Origin of the sequence: Thalassobacillus cyri, from assembly GCF_900107755.1 — a bacterium.
GTDB lineage: Bacteria > Bacillota > Bacilli > Bacillales > Halobacillaceae > Thalassobacillus > Thalassobacillus cyri.
The window spans coordinates 106,048-120,831 of sequence record NZ_FNQR01000002.1 but is presented as its reverse complement, the minus strand read 5'-3'; the positions used below and the strand labels follow the sequence as shown (position 1 = coordinate 120,831).

13 protein-coding genes are annotated in these 14,784 nt (G+C 43.9%); 3 read left to right on the top strand and 10 right to left on the bottom strand.

Annotated elements, in window-relative coordinates:
• Positions 1-31: 31 nt before the first annotated feature.
• From BLV00_RS02865 to ltaE, 3 genes are all read right to left on the bottom strand, one after another.
• On the bottom strand, positions 32-1,285 hold the full coding sequence (locus BLV00_RS02865) for a S8 family serine peptidase (protein WP_245728768.1): 1,254 nt from the start codon (positions 1,283-1,285) through the stop codon (positions 32-34).
• Positions 1,286-1,445: 160 nt separating this feature from the next.
• The gene (locus BLV00_RS02860) at positions 1,446-2,696 is read right to left on the bottom strand and encodes a S8 family serine peptidase (protein WP_093042217.1); all 1,251 of its coding nucleotides are present in this window, start codon (positions 2,694-2,696) and stop codon (positions 1,446-1,448) included.
• A 244-nt stretch (positions 2,697-2,940) separates the two neighbouring features.
• Complete coding sequence (ltaE, locus tag BLV00_RS02855) at positions 2,941-3,963, bottom strand: low-specificity L-threonine aldolase (protein WP_093042214.1); 1,023 nt, start codon at positions 3,961-3,963, stop codon at positions 2,941-2,943.
• 229 nt (positions 3,964-4,192) lie between these two features.
• Between ltaE and BLV00_RS02850 the strand changes: the two genes are divergently transcribed.
• Complete coding sequence (locus tag BLV00_RS02850; protein ID WP_093042212.1) at positions 4,193-5,068, top strand: DMT family transporter; 876 nt, start codon at positions 4,193-4,195, stop codon at positions 5,066-5,068.
• A gap of 109 nt (positions 5,069-5,177) precedes the next feature.
• On the opposite strand, the gene BLV00_RS02845 is transcribed toward BLV00_RS02850, so the two are convergent.
• The 3 genes from BLV00_RS02845 to BLV00_RS02835 form a co-directional block, all read right to left on the bottom strand.
• Positions 5,178-5,819, bottom strand: coding sequence for a class D sortase (locus tag BLV00_RS02845; protein WP_093042210.1), 642 nt, complete (start codon positions 5,817-5,819; stop codon positions 5,178-5,180).
• A 3-nt stretch (positions 5,820-5,822) separates the two neighbouring features.
• Positions 5,823-6,827, bottom strand: coding sequence for a processed acidic surface protein (locus BLV00_RS02840; RefSeq protein WP_093042208.1), 1,005 nt, complete (start codon positions 6,825-6,827; stop codon positions 5,823-5,825).
• A gap of 143 nt (positions 6,828-6,970) precedes the next feature.
• Complete coding sequence (locus tag BLV00_RS02835) at positions 6,971-8,728, bottom strand: glycoside hydrolase family 3 protein (RefSeq protein ID WP_176791302.1); 1,758 nt, start codon at positions 8,726-8,728, stop codon at positions 6,971-6,973.
• A 451-nt stretch (positions 8,729-9,179) separates the two neighbouring features.
• On the opposite strand from BLV00_RS02835, the gene BLV00_RS02830 reads away from it, so the two are divergent.
• Positions 9,180-9,377: a cold-shock protein gene (locus BLV00_RS02830; RefSeq protein WP_062443511.1), complete on the top strand. Its 198-nt coding sequence runs from the start codon at positions 9,180-9,182 to the stop codon at positions 9,375-9,377.
• A gap of 208 nt (positions 9,378-9,585) precedes the next feature.
• Positions 9,586-11,016: an alanine/glycine:cation symporter family protein gene (locus tag BLV00_RS02825; protein ID WP_093042203.1), complete on the top strand. Its 1,431-nt coding sequence runs from the start codon at positions 9,586-9,588 to the stop codon at positions 11,014-11,016.
• A gap of 79 nt (positions 11,017-11,095) precedes the next feature.
• Here the strand turns inward: BLV00_RS02825 and BLV00_RS02820 are convergent, their stop codons facing one another.
• From BLV00_RS02820 to BLV00_RS02805, 4 genes are all read right to left on the bottom strand, one after another.
• A complete protein-coding gene (locus BLV00_RS02820; RefSeq protein WP_093042201.1) occupies positions 11,096-11,938 on the bottom strand; it encodes an MBL fold metallo-hydrolase in 843 nt (280 codons plus the stop codon).
• Between the two features lie 48 nt (positions 11,939-11,986).
• Complete coding sequence (locus tag BLV00_RS02815; protein ID WP_093042199.1) at positions 11,987-12,298, bottom strand: MGMT family protein; 312 nt, start codon at positions 12,296-12,298, stop codon at positions 11,987-11,989.
• A 376-nt stretch (positions 12,299-12,674) separates the two neighbouring features.
• Positions 12,675-13,898, bottom strand: a complete 1,224-nt coding sequence (locus tag BLV00_RS02810) for a S1C family serine protease (RefSeq protein ID WP_093042197.1) — start codon at positions 13,896-13,898, stop codon at positions 12,675-12,677.
• Between the two features lie 76 nt (positions 13,899-13,974).
• Positions 13,975-14,772 (bottom strand): MBL fold metallo-hydrolase, encoded by a 798-nt coding sequence (locus BLV00_RS02805; protein ID WP_093042195.1) that lies wholly within the window; start codon positions 14,770-14,772, stop codon positions 13,975-13,977.
• Positions 14,773-14,784 lie beyond the last annotated feature (12 nt).

Here is a 14,784-nt window from a genome sequence, read left to right as displayed (position 1 = left end):
AAAGATGCAAGAAGCATCCTGTATTCCAAATTTAGTTGACTTGCGGGAAGCCGAAACCAGACGCATAATCATCGCCTGATGCAGCGCCATATCCACCAAGGATATCATTGGCAGTTGCACGATTTTGAAGTTCTGTACGCAAGTCTGTGTTGGTGAATCCAGGGTTCTGAGCCCAGATTTTTGCAGCCAGACCTGATACGTGTGGAGTAGCCATGGAAGTACCGCTGATCGTGTTATAGCCGCCATCATACCAAGTGGACTCGATTGCTGCACCTGGTGCGGATACTTCTACATCCAAACGGCCGATCTGATAGTCGCCGTCAGTATTCGGATTACCGCGGGAAGAGAAATCAGCAACGCGGTACGTGCCATTTTCCTGTGTATCTTCAAGTGCTGCGACTGCAACTGCATCTGCTAAGGCACCTGGGTAACCGATTGTGTTGGCATCTGGTCCAGAGTTACCTGCAGCCGCTACCACAAGCGCACCATTATTATTAGCATAAGTGACAGCATCAGAAATCAACGTGCTCTCAGAGCTGGCTCCAAGGGACATAGAGATTACAACGCTCACACCGTTAGCCTGTCCTTCATCAGCAGCCATTTTAATTGCGTTCGCAATATCATCAGAGTAACCGGAACCACGGTCATTCAACACTTTGTAAGCCCATAGTTTAGCATCTGGTGCTACACCATAAACGCCAAGACCGTCTGCCCCACCATCCGCAAGTACCGTACCTGCTACGTGTGTGCCGTGACCGTTTTTATCATTACATGTACCTTCCTCTAGTGAAGTGCGCATTTGACTGAAGTCCTTACATTGTTCAACATTTGAATTTAAATCGACATGGTTGGCAACGCCTGTATCAAGAACTGCCACACGGATGTTATCGCCGCCAGCCGTAGTCGCGATGGAGTTATCATTATAGATGGCTTCCATTCCCCAAGGAGTCTGATCGGAAGGTAAAGATCGAGCATCAGAACTGCCCGGTTTAGCCTCCAAAGAGACCTTGTCTACTTTAGAAACCTCTAAATTCTTATTCTTTTGCAAAGCATCGAATTGTTTCTGGTTTACATTTGTAGTAAAACCTTTTGCATTGAAATCATGACGGACACCATAGTTTGTTTTTGCTTTTTCTTCAACATCCTCATTAGCTGACTTGATCAATACACGAATTTGATCCTGTCCATAAGCTTTGGCATCATCCGCCGCAGCAGCAAATGCACTGACAGCAAATACGGAAAGAAGTAATAATGCAGTCGTAACTGAAAAAAGTAATTTTTTCATAATCATCCGCCTTTTCATAAGTATTTTTTTAATAGATTACTAGAATCTATCTATTTGACCGAACATTCTGTATAGTTTGATAATTTTAATTCTAGCATAGCTTCCAGTCAGAATTATTGAGTAGTAAGAGGTAAATAGGTAGGTGATATGGCCTGTTTTACTATTGTGCTAGTGGAAATCCGAACCCGGATGCATAGTCATCCCCGTCAGCGGCACCTGTTCCGCCAAGGATGTCATTAGCAGTCGCACGGTTTTGCAATTCGGCACGAAGGTCGGTATTGCTTAGGCCAGGATTTTCCCCCCATAGTTTTGCAGCTAAACCGGATACGTGCGGGGTCGCCATGGACGTACCACTGATTGTGTTATAACCACCGTCATTCCAGGTGGACGCAATCGCTGCTCCTGGAGCAGAAAGTTCTACATCACGCTCCTGAATGACATAGTCGCCATCAGTATCTGGATTTCCACGAGAAGAAAAGTCCGCAACGCGATACGTACCGTTTTCCTGGACATCCTCTAAAGCTGCTACAGCCACAGCATTTTCAACTGCGCCTGGGTAGCCGATTGTATCAGCATCGGGACCAGAATTCCCGGCTGCTGCTACGACAAGGACACCGTTTGCATAGGCATAGTCAATGGCTTCTGTAATTAAACTGCTTTCAGTACTGGAACCTAGAGACATAGAGATAACGACTTTTACCCCTTGTTGCAGGCTTTGATCAGCAGCATGGCGGATCGCATTGGCAATGTCATCAGAAAAACCAGTTCCAAGATCACCAAGAACTTTGTAAGCCCATAGTTTTGCATCAGGTGCAACTCCATAAATACCTGCACCATCTGCACCACCATCAGCCAGGACAGTTCCAGCTACATGGGTACCGTGACCGTTCACATCATTACAAGAACCATCTACGCGTGAAAAGAAGAACCTGCTGAAATCCTTACACTGTTCCACGTTCCCTTCCAGGTCGACGTGATCGGTTTTTGAACCAGTATCAAGGACAGCTACACGTATTTCGTCCCCGCCGTCCGTGGCTGTAATGGAGTTATCGTTATAAATAGCTTCCATTCCCCAAGGGGTTTGATCAGAAGGGGCAGTGCTACGATCAGCAGCAGCTTGAGGTTTATTTACTAAAGAGACTTTATCCACTTTAGTAACGTTGAGGTTTTTATTATTTTGCAGAGCTTTATACTGTTGGAGCGTCACATTGGTGGAAAAACCTTGTTTGCCAAAATCATGTCTGACATCATACTTTTCTTTCGCCTGGTTTTTTGCGTTTTCATTCGTTGACTCGATCAGTACACGCACCCACTCATTTCCATTTTCCTTTTCCGGGGATGCGAATGCACTGACAGCAAACAGTGACATCATCAAGATGATAGTTGTTAACGTAAAAGATACTTTTTTCATTAACGCATGCCTCCTGTTAAATTTTTAGCAATAGATTAATAGATTTAGGTATAACCTCCTTTTGTTCAGAAAATTTAGTCTATTGCGTTAAACTTGATTTTAGCATAGCCTTTTTATCAATTGATTGAGTAAGAGGAAGTAATTACCTAGTACTTTTTCACTATTTATCACAATTTTCCGACATTTTACCCAAAAAAAAAGAAACCACTCTCTCCCAAAGAATAGAAGCGGCTCCTCTTATGTGCTAGTTGACCAGTTGATTCACCTTTATCAGGACGGTGTCGATATCTTCTTTTGTAATATGATAATTGGTGACGAATCGGACGGTATGCGGTCCAAATGGTACCGCTAAAATCCCTTCCTCTTTCAAAGCATCCAAAAACTGCTTTGCCGTATAGCCTGCCTGCTTCGTATTGATCAGGATAATGTTGGTTTCCACCTCATTTTCCACGGTCAGTCCATCAATCTCTGCCAAGCCGGCTGCCAGCTGTTCTGCATGGTGGTGGTCATCCACCAGCCGCTCCGTCATTGTATTCAAAGCGACCAAACCAGGTGCCGCGATAATCCCGGCCTGCCTCAGTCCGCCTCCAAGGCGCTTCCGCCACTTCCTTGCTTTCTTAATAAAATCAGCGGAACCAGCGATGATAGAACCAACCGGAGCTCCAAGTCCCTTGGACAAGCAAAACTGGACGGTGTCGGCAAGCTCAGCGTAGCGTTCCACCGCTATTCCAGTAGCTGCTGAGGCATTGAAAAGCCTTGCCCCATCAAGATGGATAGGGACATGATCTTCTCGTGCAATTTGAGCGATTGTTTTCATATTTTCCAGAGGAAGTATAGCTCCTCCCGCTTTGTTATGGGTATTCTCGAGACAAATCAGACCGGTTTCCGGAAAGTGGATGTCTTCACCGCGGATAGCCGCGGCAACATCAGTCGGAGACATCGCTCCCCGCTCTCCCTTAATTGTTCTTGGCTGAACCCCTGCCAATGCTGACATGGAAGCTCCCTCATAAACAAACAGGTGAGCATCCTGCTCCAGGATGACCTCCTCCCCAGGTTTGCAATGTGTCAGCACAGCCATTTGATTTCCCTGCGTACCGCTGGTTACAAACAAGGCCGCTTCTTTTCCAAGCATTTCTGCTGCCCGCTCCTCGAGCTTATTGACCGTCGTATCTTCCTCATATACATCATCGCCGACTTCCGCTTCGTACGCTGCTTTCCGCATCGCTTCTGTCGGTTTCGTTACCGTATCACTTCGTAAATCAATCATGGCTATTCCTCCATCGTAGTTACGTTTATTAAAAGTGTACTAGATTAAGAGGGTCTTTACCAAGATGAAGCACTATTAATGGTTATCATACGTGGAGTAATGGAGCAGAGATACTTTTTATAAAGGCTTACTTAAAGCAAGAAACTTTTCCAAGGGTTAATTTTGTATTAGGATGGTTAGAGTGTGTAACATCACCAATTCTTTCAGATAGATGAGATGGAGGAAGCTTATGAAAGATCGAAATAAAGGAATCATCTTATTACTGATATCAGCGTTTGGATTTTCGGTGATGGCGGCCTTTGTAAAGCTGTCAGGCGATTTGCCTACCGTACAGAAAACGTGGTTCAGGAACGTCATTTCCGTCCTCATTTCATTTGGATTTGTCATGTACTATAAAGAAAGCCTGTTCGGGAAAAAGGAAAACCAGAAGTTCCTGCTCATTCGCTCGGCGATGGGGACCCTGGGCATGGTACTGTTTTTCTATTCGATCGATGAACTGGTTTTATCGGATGCGGACATGCTGAATAAATTAAGCCCGTTTCTAACGATTATTTTCTCCGCCATTTTCCTAAAAGAACGCGTAAAACTATTCCAAATGGTGGCGATCGTCATCGCCTTTATCGGGACGCTATTTATCATCAAGCCGCAATTTTCGGTGGATATCGTGCCTTATTTAGGCGGAATTCTCGGGGCCGTGTTTGCTGCAGGAGCCTATACGGTGCTACGGATTCTTGGAAATAAAGAGAAGTTTTATACGGTCGTCTTCTACTTTTCCTTTTTCACGACTATGTCTTTACTGCCATTTGTCATCATCTTCTGGGAACCGATGACCATGCAGCAGCTGATCTATCTTCTCTTAGCAGGAGTGTTCGCTACGATGGGCCAATTCGGTATCACCGTTGCCTATAAATTTGCCCCAGCGAAGGAAATCTCGATCTTCTTCTATTCGACTGTGGTCTTTTCTACGTGGATCAGTATTGTCGTCATCAACCAGGTACCTGATATGATGAGTATTATGGGATATATTATCATTTTTGGGGCATTGTTCTACATGTTCATCAAAAACAATCAGCTCGATAAAAAATATCAGGAAAAACAAAGCTAAAACGGCGGTCCTATTTAAGGACACGCCGTTTTTTATATTTCAAGAAAGTTTAACTTTGTTATAAGAAAATACGAAAACTTTCTCCATAAGTAGATGACGGCAAGTTAGGTTATTCTAATCGTTCACTTTCCATTAAATCTGCTACTAAAATGTATCTGTCTGGTGCCGAACCGATGAAATCGAATGGGTAGCAGGTAGAAACGGTCAACGTTGCCTTTGGCTTTGGAACAATGACGGTACGATCGTCCTGATCGACAATCCTCACTTTCCTCACCCGATACGTAAAGGCACCAGCTTCTGTTTTGACGGTCAATTCGTCGCCGACTCCGACTTCACCAAGCCGTCGGAAAACCGTATCCCGGTGCCCGGACAGCACAGTATTATCCTGTTCCCCTGGCAGCACACTGCCAGCGAAGTGTCCAACACCTTTTTCCAACTCATCCTCTTCCGTGCCATGATAAATCGGGAGGCTTGCATCTAACTTAGGGATGATCAGCTCACCCATATGATCCCCGACTTCCGGGACGGACTTGTATAATGGTTCATTAGAAATGCTCGGCGCCTTTTTGGAAGAAAGCTTCATTTCCTTTTCAACTGTGTCCAGCGACGTTTCTGCATTCGTTTTATAAAGGTAGTACCCTTTTAAAAAAGGGTACGCGTTCGTACTAGTGAACCAAAAGCCAAAAACAATCAGGCCAACCCCCACTAGCAGGAACGCCAGTTTCTTTTTACGGGACCGTCTGGCGCTCATTTCCTATGCTCCCTGATTACGGAAGCGGCGAACAGCCCATACACCAATTCCCATAGTACCCAAGCCGATCAGCATATTCAGAAGGTATCCTCCATCTGTATCCGGGAGCTCTCCACCTTTGACCGTCTTCGCGACTGCTGCAGAAGCACTTTCCTGTTTTTTAACCGCAGGTTTATCTGCAGATTGCTTGCTTTCGGCTACCTGTTCGACAGCTGGGAGATCTTTGGCCGTTTCTTTCAAAAGCTCCGAACCAAACATCTCACCAGTCAAAATAAAATCAGCTAAAAATTCTCCTTGAAGATTATAAAGTTCCACCCGGAGATCGTAGCCCTCTGCTTCTGTCATTTGCAGCAAATCTGCCAGGGTTACAACTTTTTCTTCACCACTTGTTACCAGGAATAATTTTGCATCCATTTTAAACAGATCGAGCATTTCCTGCATGATAGATAGCAGCTCGGCAATTTGACCGGCCGTCAATTCAGTTGCTGATTCGAAATCTTCAAAAGCCATCAGGCGGTCATATAGTGTATCTAATTTTGCTTTCATCGCCTCAGAATCCAGACTTTCCAAGTGAACGAATAAACGGTCCAGCTCGTCCTCCGTCAGGCCAAACTCATTGAAAACTCCTTCGTAATTGAAATCAATTGTTTCTTCTATCAAAAAGAATTCGATATCATCAATAAACGTATAGTCATCAACGGTTTCGCCGTAGTCGGCAAGGATTTCATCTAGCTCCTCGCGCGTAAGACCATAAGTGTCCAGCAATTCTTGCAGACTTTCTTCCGTTATGATTGGTCCAAGAAATTCTTTCAATTCTTCTATTGCTTCAAAATCATTAATCACTAAATCATAATACTCCCACAGATAAGTCTCTAACTCTTCCTCTGTCCATTGAATCTCGGTAAGATACCTATCCAACTCTCCTTGATTTATTGCTGCAAAACTATGACCTGGGAAACTACTGACAATCATTACAACAGCGAACACAAGCGACAGCAACCTTTTCAATCGTCATCTTCCTCTACAAGTTTATAATTACGAAATAATTATAATCGAGAAAGATAGAAAAAAGGTACAATTATTTTTGCGTTGAAAAATAAAGTTTTTACTGTACAAACGGTTGAAGGTATTCTAGCCGAATATCGTCTTTATCATTCATAGGATAAACCAGCACCCATTGGATACAAACCTTCGATATTGACTGGCAGCTTGCCGCCTGGATTTTCACCAAAAATGACAGCTACAGCTCCGGTCCAGGCAGTCGGATTCGCTGTACCCCACCGGTCTAGTGCATACGAAGCTAAATAAGCATCTACACCAGGAAATTCCTTGATATCATATGGCAGGCCTAGTGAAACGACAGCCACAGGCTTACCGGTATCATAGAGTGCTTTCACTAAGTCAGCTTGTCCTTCAGGCAGCACGCTTGCTGAGTACGTCGGTACAATAATCCGGTCTGCTTCCTCTGCCAGTGTGACCGCCTCCTGGATTTGTGCGGCATCAGGGTTTGCGCTTGAACCTACCCAGCTCATGACCTCGCCATTCGATTTTTCTTCAACCTTTTCTGCAATTTGTTCAATGTATCTTGTTCCAGCAACTAATGTTGTTTCCTCTGATTGATTATCAAAAGGAAGCACTCCTTCATTTTTAAGCAATGTCATAGAGTTGATCGCTATATTGGATGCAGCTTGCTTATGAGCAGGGGTATGGGTGATATCCAGAGCTTCTTCCGGATTTACTGTCCGTTCATCGAATAGATTGTATTTAAACTTTTTCGTTAAAATCCGTTCCAGGGATTCATGAACCCGCTTCTTGGTAATCTCACCCGTTTGATAAGCATCATATAACGCCTCAAAGGTTTCTATCTGATCTGCCTGGTTTCCTGTAGCCATGATGATATCAGCGCCGGCATTGATAGCAAGAACAGCAGCGTTGCCTGCTCCCCAGTGATCATCAATGGCTTTCATGCTCATCGCATCTGTTACAATCAAGCCATCAAAACCCATATCCTCTCTTAAAAGGCCTGTCAGCACTTTTTTAGATAAGGTAGCAGGAAGTTCTGGATCGATCGCATCGACAATGACATGGGCAGTCATAATGGAATCAGTACCCGCATCAATTGCAGCTTGAAAAGGAGGCAGATGAATCTCCTCCAGCGTTTCACGCTCGTACGACACCCGTGCTATTCCATAATGAGAGTCGACACTTGTATCGCCGTGGCCTGGGAAATGCTTCGCTGAAGCCATGACGCCCTCTTTCTGGTTTCCAATTACTTGCGCAGCTGTCATTTTCGCTACCAGGTCTGTATCTTCTCCAAAGGAACGAACTCCAATTACTGGATTTTCAGGGTTCGTATTCACATCAGCAACTGGAGAGTAATTCCAATTGAATCCCATTGCTCTTGCTTCTTTCCCCGTTATACGGGACACAAGCTCTGCATTTTCTATGCTGTTCGTCGCGCCGATTCCCATCTGTCTAGGAAAAGTAGTCGCATCTTCCGGTACACGTTGGGAAGCGCCATATTCCAGATCAGCTGAGATGATAAGTGGAATACCCTTCTCCGTTTCTTCCGCCCATTCCTGCAGCTGGTTATTGTAGGCTGCCTGGTGATCCGCCGTACGCTTTCCATATACAATCACGGATCCGGCTTTATACTCCTGAATCGCTCGTTTTGTAAATTCATTTGGCATACCTGTTCCATCATCAAAGGTAGAAGGCATTACCAGCTGGCCGATTTTCTCCCGATCCGTCATTTGGCCGATGATACGCTTGATCATGCCATTTTGTGCCTTTTCTGATTGAGGATCTGGCTGGTGAAATTCTTTCGGAGTCGTCTTAGCAGTAGCAGCAGGAATCAATAGTGAAAAAACAAGCATGAAACAGCTGAGTGAAGCTAGTACTTTTTTCAACTTGAAGACCTCCATTCTATTTTATGAAACGAATTTCCAGCGGTAACCCTTTCCCTCCTTTGCAGATATATTCAAAATCAGAATAGCAAGGGGGCAGCATAGAGGTCTATACCAATCGATGAAAAATGTTAAATTCATACAATTAACACATTGCTTTAGCACTAAGGATCAGGCATAAAATAGAATGGAGGAGATGCGTAAATAGTTATTTTCACTACCCCATCACCATATAGTGAGTTTTTATTGTCTTATTGAATCGAATTTTGTCACAACCACACTAATATGAAACTTTTTGGGCGCAAAGCTTGCTTTTCCTGCATCAAGGTGCTATGCTTAGAGCACTTATTATTGTTCGGATATGAGTGAAAGAAGAAAATGTTTTCGTCTTGAATGAATATGAAGAGCAAGAAGAGTAATACAATGTGGCTCGGCCACGCAGGAGGAATTACCAATGGTAGAAGGTACAGTAAAATGGTTTAACGCAGAAAAAGGTTTCGGTTTCATCGAAGTAGAAGGACAAGACGATGTATTCGTTCACTTCTCTGCTATTCAAGGCGAAGGCTTCAAAACTCTTGAAGAAGGCCAAGCAGTAACTTTCGATATCGAAGAAGGTCAACGCGGACCTCAAGCTGCTAACGTTCAAAAGTAATTGACGTTACAAAAAGGACTCCTATATAGGGGTCCTTTTTTTGTGTCCAAAATGTGCTCATTCCCTCAAAAATACTTACCTCTTAACCTTCCATACAGCTCTTTTCCTTCTTTCTGCCCCTAATATACTGGTAAATTTGTAACGCTTTACCAATAAAGAAAACGGGTAAACAATTATAAACCATCGACTTTGTGGGAGGAGCTTACTAATGGATAATCTGCTGACACTGATTGAAACAGGGGTAGCCAATATCTCTAACTTCCTTTGGACTTATATATTAGCCATCATTCTTATTGTAGGTGGAATCTTTCTGACGATCCGGCTGAATTTTTTTCAATTCCGTTTTTTCGGCCATGTACTTCACCGGACAATCGGGCAAATATTCAAAAAGAACAAACACGAAGGAACCATCACACCATTCCAGGCATTCACCTCTGCACTTGCCTCGACTGCTGGAGCGACTAACATTGTAGGGGTTCCGCTCGCCATTGCTATGGGAGGTCCTGGTGCACTTTTCTGGATGTGGATGGTCGCTTTGATCGGGATGGCCACGAGATACTCGGAGATTCTACTCGGATTGAAATACCGCGAATTGAATAAAGAAGGTGTCTGGGTAGGCGGTCCGCAATATTATATCAAAAAAGGATTAGGCTGGAACAAAATCGCGGCCTTATTCGCCTTTTTTCTAATGATTGAAATCATCCCGAGTGTCATGGTACAGTCCAACTCGATCACCACCCAGGTGGAAGGAGCATTCGGCTGGCCGGCATGGATTACGGGAATCATCATCACCGTGTTGATTGGTATAATCGTCTTCGGGGGAATTAAGCGTATTGGAAAAGTAACCGATAAACTGGTCCCTTTTATGGTATTGTCTTACTTAATTATTTGTTTCATCGTCATTATTGCTAACATCGGTGCCATTCCCAATATCTTCGGCCTTATTTTTGCCCATGCTTTCACTCCTGTTTCAGCAGCTGGAGGATTTGCCGGCGCAGGCATTGCCCAGGCCATTCGCTGGGGGATTGCACGAGGACTGTATTCCAATGAAGCTGGGCTTGGTACAGGTCCAGTCGCTCATGCTGCCGCACAGACCGATCATCCAAGTAAACAGGCGCTATGGGGAATCTTCAGTGTCTTCGTCGACACAATTGTGATATGTACCGTAACCGGGCTGACTGTCCTGGCTTCCGGAGCCTGGAAAGAAGTTGGGGCCGATCAATCCTCCAGTATGGTAAATATCGCGTTTGCTGATGTTTTCGGCGAACAATTCGGAGGAGCATTTGTCGCCATCTTTTTGTTATTCTTTGTACTGACAACGGTAGGCGTCATCATTTTCTTCGGCGAAAAACAGGCAGAGTACTTATTCGGTTTGAAAGTTTCTAAAGGGATGCGTATCGTCTATGTCGTTTCCATTTACCTTGGCGCCATCGGTGGCCTGCAGTTTGTATGGCAGTTCCTCGATTTACTGCTGGCAGCAGTAGTAATTTTCAATATTTTCCCGGTTCTGTTCATGCACAAAGAAATCAAAGCAATTACAGAGGATTACATTGAGCGAATCTATCGCGGAAAAGGTGGTAAACCTGGCGTCAAATTATTCACCGATGAAGCCAAAGATTCCGATGGAATAGACCAGTAACTTTATTTTTCGGGATTTGTGTTTTATTTGCTACTTATAAGTATTCTCATAAAAAATAAGCCGGGCGCTCAGCCCCGGCTTATTTTTCATCTTCATCAACATAGCGACCATGGTCAGGAATAGCTATTTTATCAAATTCCCGATTCAGTTTAGCGAGGTTTTCCGTTAATTCCTCACCACTCATCGGAAGTCCGTGTCCAGTCACAGCCAGTTCCGGCTTCAGTGCATCCAACTTCTTCACTGACTCCCAGGCTGTCGTCCAATCCGTAGTCAAATAACGAGGCGGACCACTGATTTCTTGCTCTTGGGTCAATACTTTGAATAAATATTCTTGTTTTACCGTTACAAAAGCATCACCTGCAATCAGTGAACGATCGGATTCCCGGAACAAGGATATATGCCCTTGGGTGTGTCCGGGGGTATGGACCCATCGCCAGCCAGGCATAAACGGGACTGTTCCATCATCAGGAAGCTTATGAACATGGGATCCAAGGTCAATTCCTTCATTTGGGAACATCCGTGACATTTTCGCTACCATTCCGCCTTCTACACTGGTGTCCGGCTCCGGGTAGTCCATTTCACCAGTAAGGTAAGGCATTTCCAGTTCATGGGCATAAACGGGTACCTCCCAATGATCAACCAACTCCTCAACTGCTCCTACATGGTCAAAATGGCCATGCGTAAGAATGATTGCCTTCGGTCTGTTATTTTCTCCATAAAGCTCCTGAGCCGTCCCTAAAATTTCGTCAGCAGATTTAGGCATGCCGGCATCGACCAGCACCCAATCCTGCGGGTGAGCTGTACTTCCGACAAAACAAACGTTTACTACCTGGATCGGCAGGCAGTGAATATCAGGTGTCAAAGGCTGTTCGGTGCCACTTCTTACTGAAGTCACCGGTATCAATCTATCCTTCACTTTCATTCCCTCCTTAATCATTGTTAATTATTCTCTTCCTAAAAACCAATTTTATTAAACCTGGGGATGATACTGATATACAATTAAATTAATGTATCGTCCATTCTCTATCCTGACTTCTTCACTTTCCAGGCGTATTCTTTGCTCTTCCGCAGTTTCTTCATCCTTAATGGCAATTTGTCCTTTCGCACTGACCACACGGTGCCAGGGAAGCTTATATTTTCGACTCATGGTATGAAGAATACGTGCAACCTGTCTTGCCCCGCGCGGGCTGCCGGCAAGCTTGGCAATTTGCCCATAGGTCATCACATTCCCTTCGGGAATGGTCGAGATAAGGTGAATGACTTTTTTTGTGAATATTTCCATGGAAGCCTCCTTAAATTACTAATTGAGTATAACTAGATAACAATTTAATAATAAACCGTTATCCAAAAGCATTATTGCTAATAATAAACCATCCACATGTGTAAAGTTTTTAATTTTTCTGAGAGTTACTAACAATTGTCCACAGATTTATTAACAAGGGGTGTTGATTTTCATTTATACACACAATATTCTACGATGTGAACAGGTTATACACAGATGTTATACACATATTCACAGGTCATACCAGTTATTTAGTATAAGAATTTATGTTCGCTACTATATATATACCATTTATCCTCATGATACCCACAACTTGTGGATAATTATTTATGCTTAAAAAAGCTGCCTCTTTATAAAGAGACAGCTTTAAGCAGGATTAAAAATCTTCTTGCGCGGCTAGGGTTACCGTAGTTTCTTGTTGTTCCCCATTTCGATAATAGGTAACTGTCATTTCCTCTCCAACTTTTTTCTCATGGTAAAGGTGCTGACGAAGTTCAATAATATTTTGAATAGACTCTCCATCCAGCTGGGTAATGACGTCCAACTGTTCTAATCCAGCTTTCGCAGCAGGCGACATAGGCTCTACAGAACGTAAATATACGCCACCGTCTACTTCTTCTGGAAGCTGCAACGTATTTTGCCTTTCGCTCTTCGGAACATCTGCAATCGAGTAAGCTTCCACCCCAAGGAATGGGCGTGTTACTTTTCCTTCTTTTTCTAACTCATCAATAATCGGTTTTGCTTCGTCGATTGGAATAGCGAAACCGATCCCTTCTACCGCAGAACGTGCAATTTTCATCGAATTGATACCGATCAGCTGACCTTCGATATTTATCAATGCACCCCCACTGTTTCCAGGGTTGATGGCTGCATCTGTTTGAATGACATCAGCCTGCCAATCTGCTTGTCCGTCACCATTGAAATCCTGTGGAATCGCCCGTTGTTTCCCACTGATGATTCCTTTTGTAACTGAACCGGAAAACCGTAAACCTAATGGACTGCCGATTGCAATTGCAGGCTCTCCCACCTTGATATTCTCCGACTTCCCGATTGGAATTTCTTTTTCGACCTGGTCAGCCGGCATTTTCAATACTGCCAGATCGGTAAATAAATCACTCCCGACGATTTCAGCAGTAATCCTCGTTTCGTCGGCTAACGCTACTTCAACTTTGTCGGCTCCCTGGATGACATGATGGTTGGTGACCACATAGGCCGTATCCCCATCTATTTTATAAATGACACCGGAACCTGTACCAGCTTCTCCTTCTTCTTGTTCCTGCCAAAAATTAGAGCGGGATTGCATGTTGACTACCCCTACAACCGCAGGAGCCACATTTTCAACCACTTCTGTAACCTGGGTGGTAACATCCACCTCGACATTTTGCGTGGTGCCGGATAAATTCTGGTCCTCATCTACAAGTCCACTCTCATCCTCAGGTATCGTCATATCATAGGGGAGCAGATTAGACTGTATTAATGCAGGAAGAGCCAATAACACCAGCACAGCACCCAGTATAATTCCTACGATCGTAGGCATGACCCAGCTCTTTTTCTTCTTATGCTGCCTTGTCTGAGGAGAATGGTCGTCATAGTAACCCATATGCTCTACCATTCCTTTCTATTTGTAATGGAATATCCGTACTACCTTTAGAAAATTTTCAGCATATAAGTAGCAATCACCCAACAACATATAAAGGCGTAGGTTGTTTAGGATCGGTATCATGGAGCTCTACACGAGATCCCACTTCAAACCCTCTTTCTTTCAGCACATTGCTGACAGACATACGGGCAAGATCTTTCATATTGTTATCTTGACTTAAATGAGCTAAATAAATACGCTTTGTTCGATCTGTTATGATATCAGTCAAAGCGAGGGCACAATCTTCATTGGATACATGACCGGAATCACCAAGAATTCTTCGTTTGGTATTCCACGGGTATCTTCCCATCCGCAGCATTTCAACATCGTGATTAGATTCAAAAATATAGGCATCCGCATCTTCTACTGTTTTTTTAATACGTTCTGAAACATACCCTAAATCGGTGACCAGAGAAACTTTTTTCCCATTATGCCTGAATGTATAAAACATCGGATCTGCGGCATCATGAGAAACCCCAAAAGATTCAACATCAAGGTCACCGAAGCTCTTCACTTCTTCCATCCCGAAATGAAACTTTTGATCCAGCGTAAGTTTACCAAGGGAACCATCCATAGCATGCCACGTTTTCTCATTTGCATAAATAGGTAAATTATATTTTCGCGCCATGATACCCAATCCCTTGATATGATCACTATGCTCGTGGGTAACTAAAATTTTTGTAAGTTCTTTTGGATTGATGCCGACTTCATGCATCGCCTGGTCGATTCTTTTGCCACTTAATCCGGCATCTACTAAAATTTTTTCTTGATCTGTCTCTATATAAAAAGCATTTCCAGTACTTCCTGAAGCTAACACGCTAAAACGTAAGGTCATTCATCGACCCTC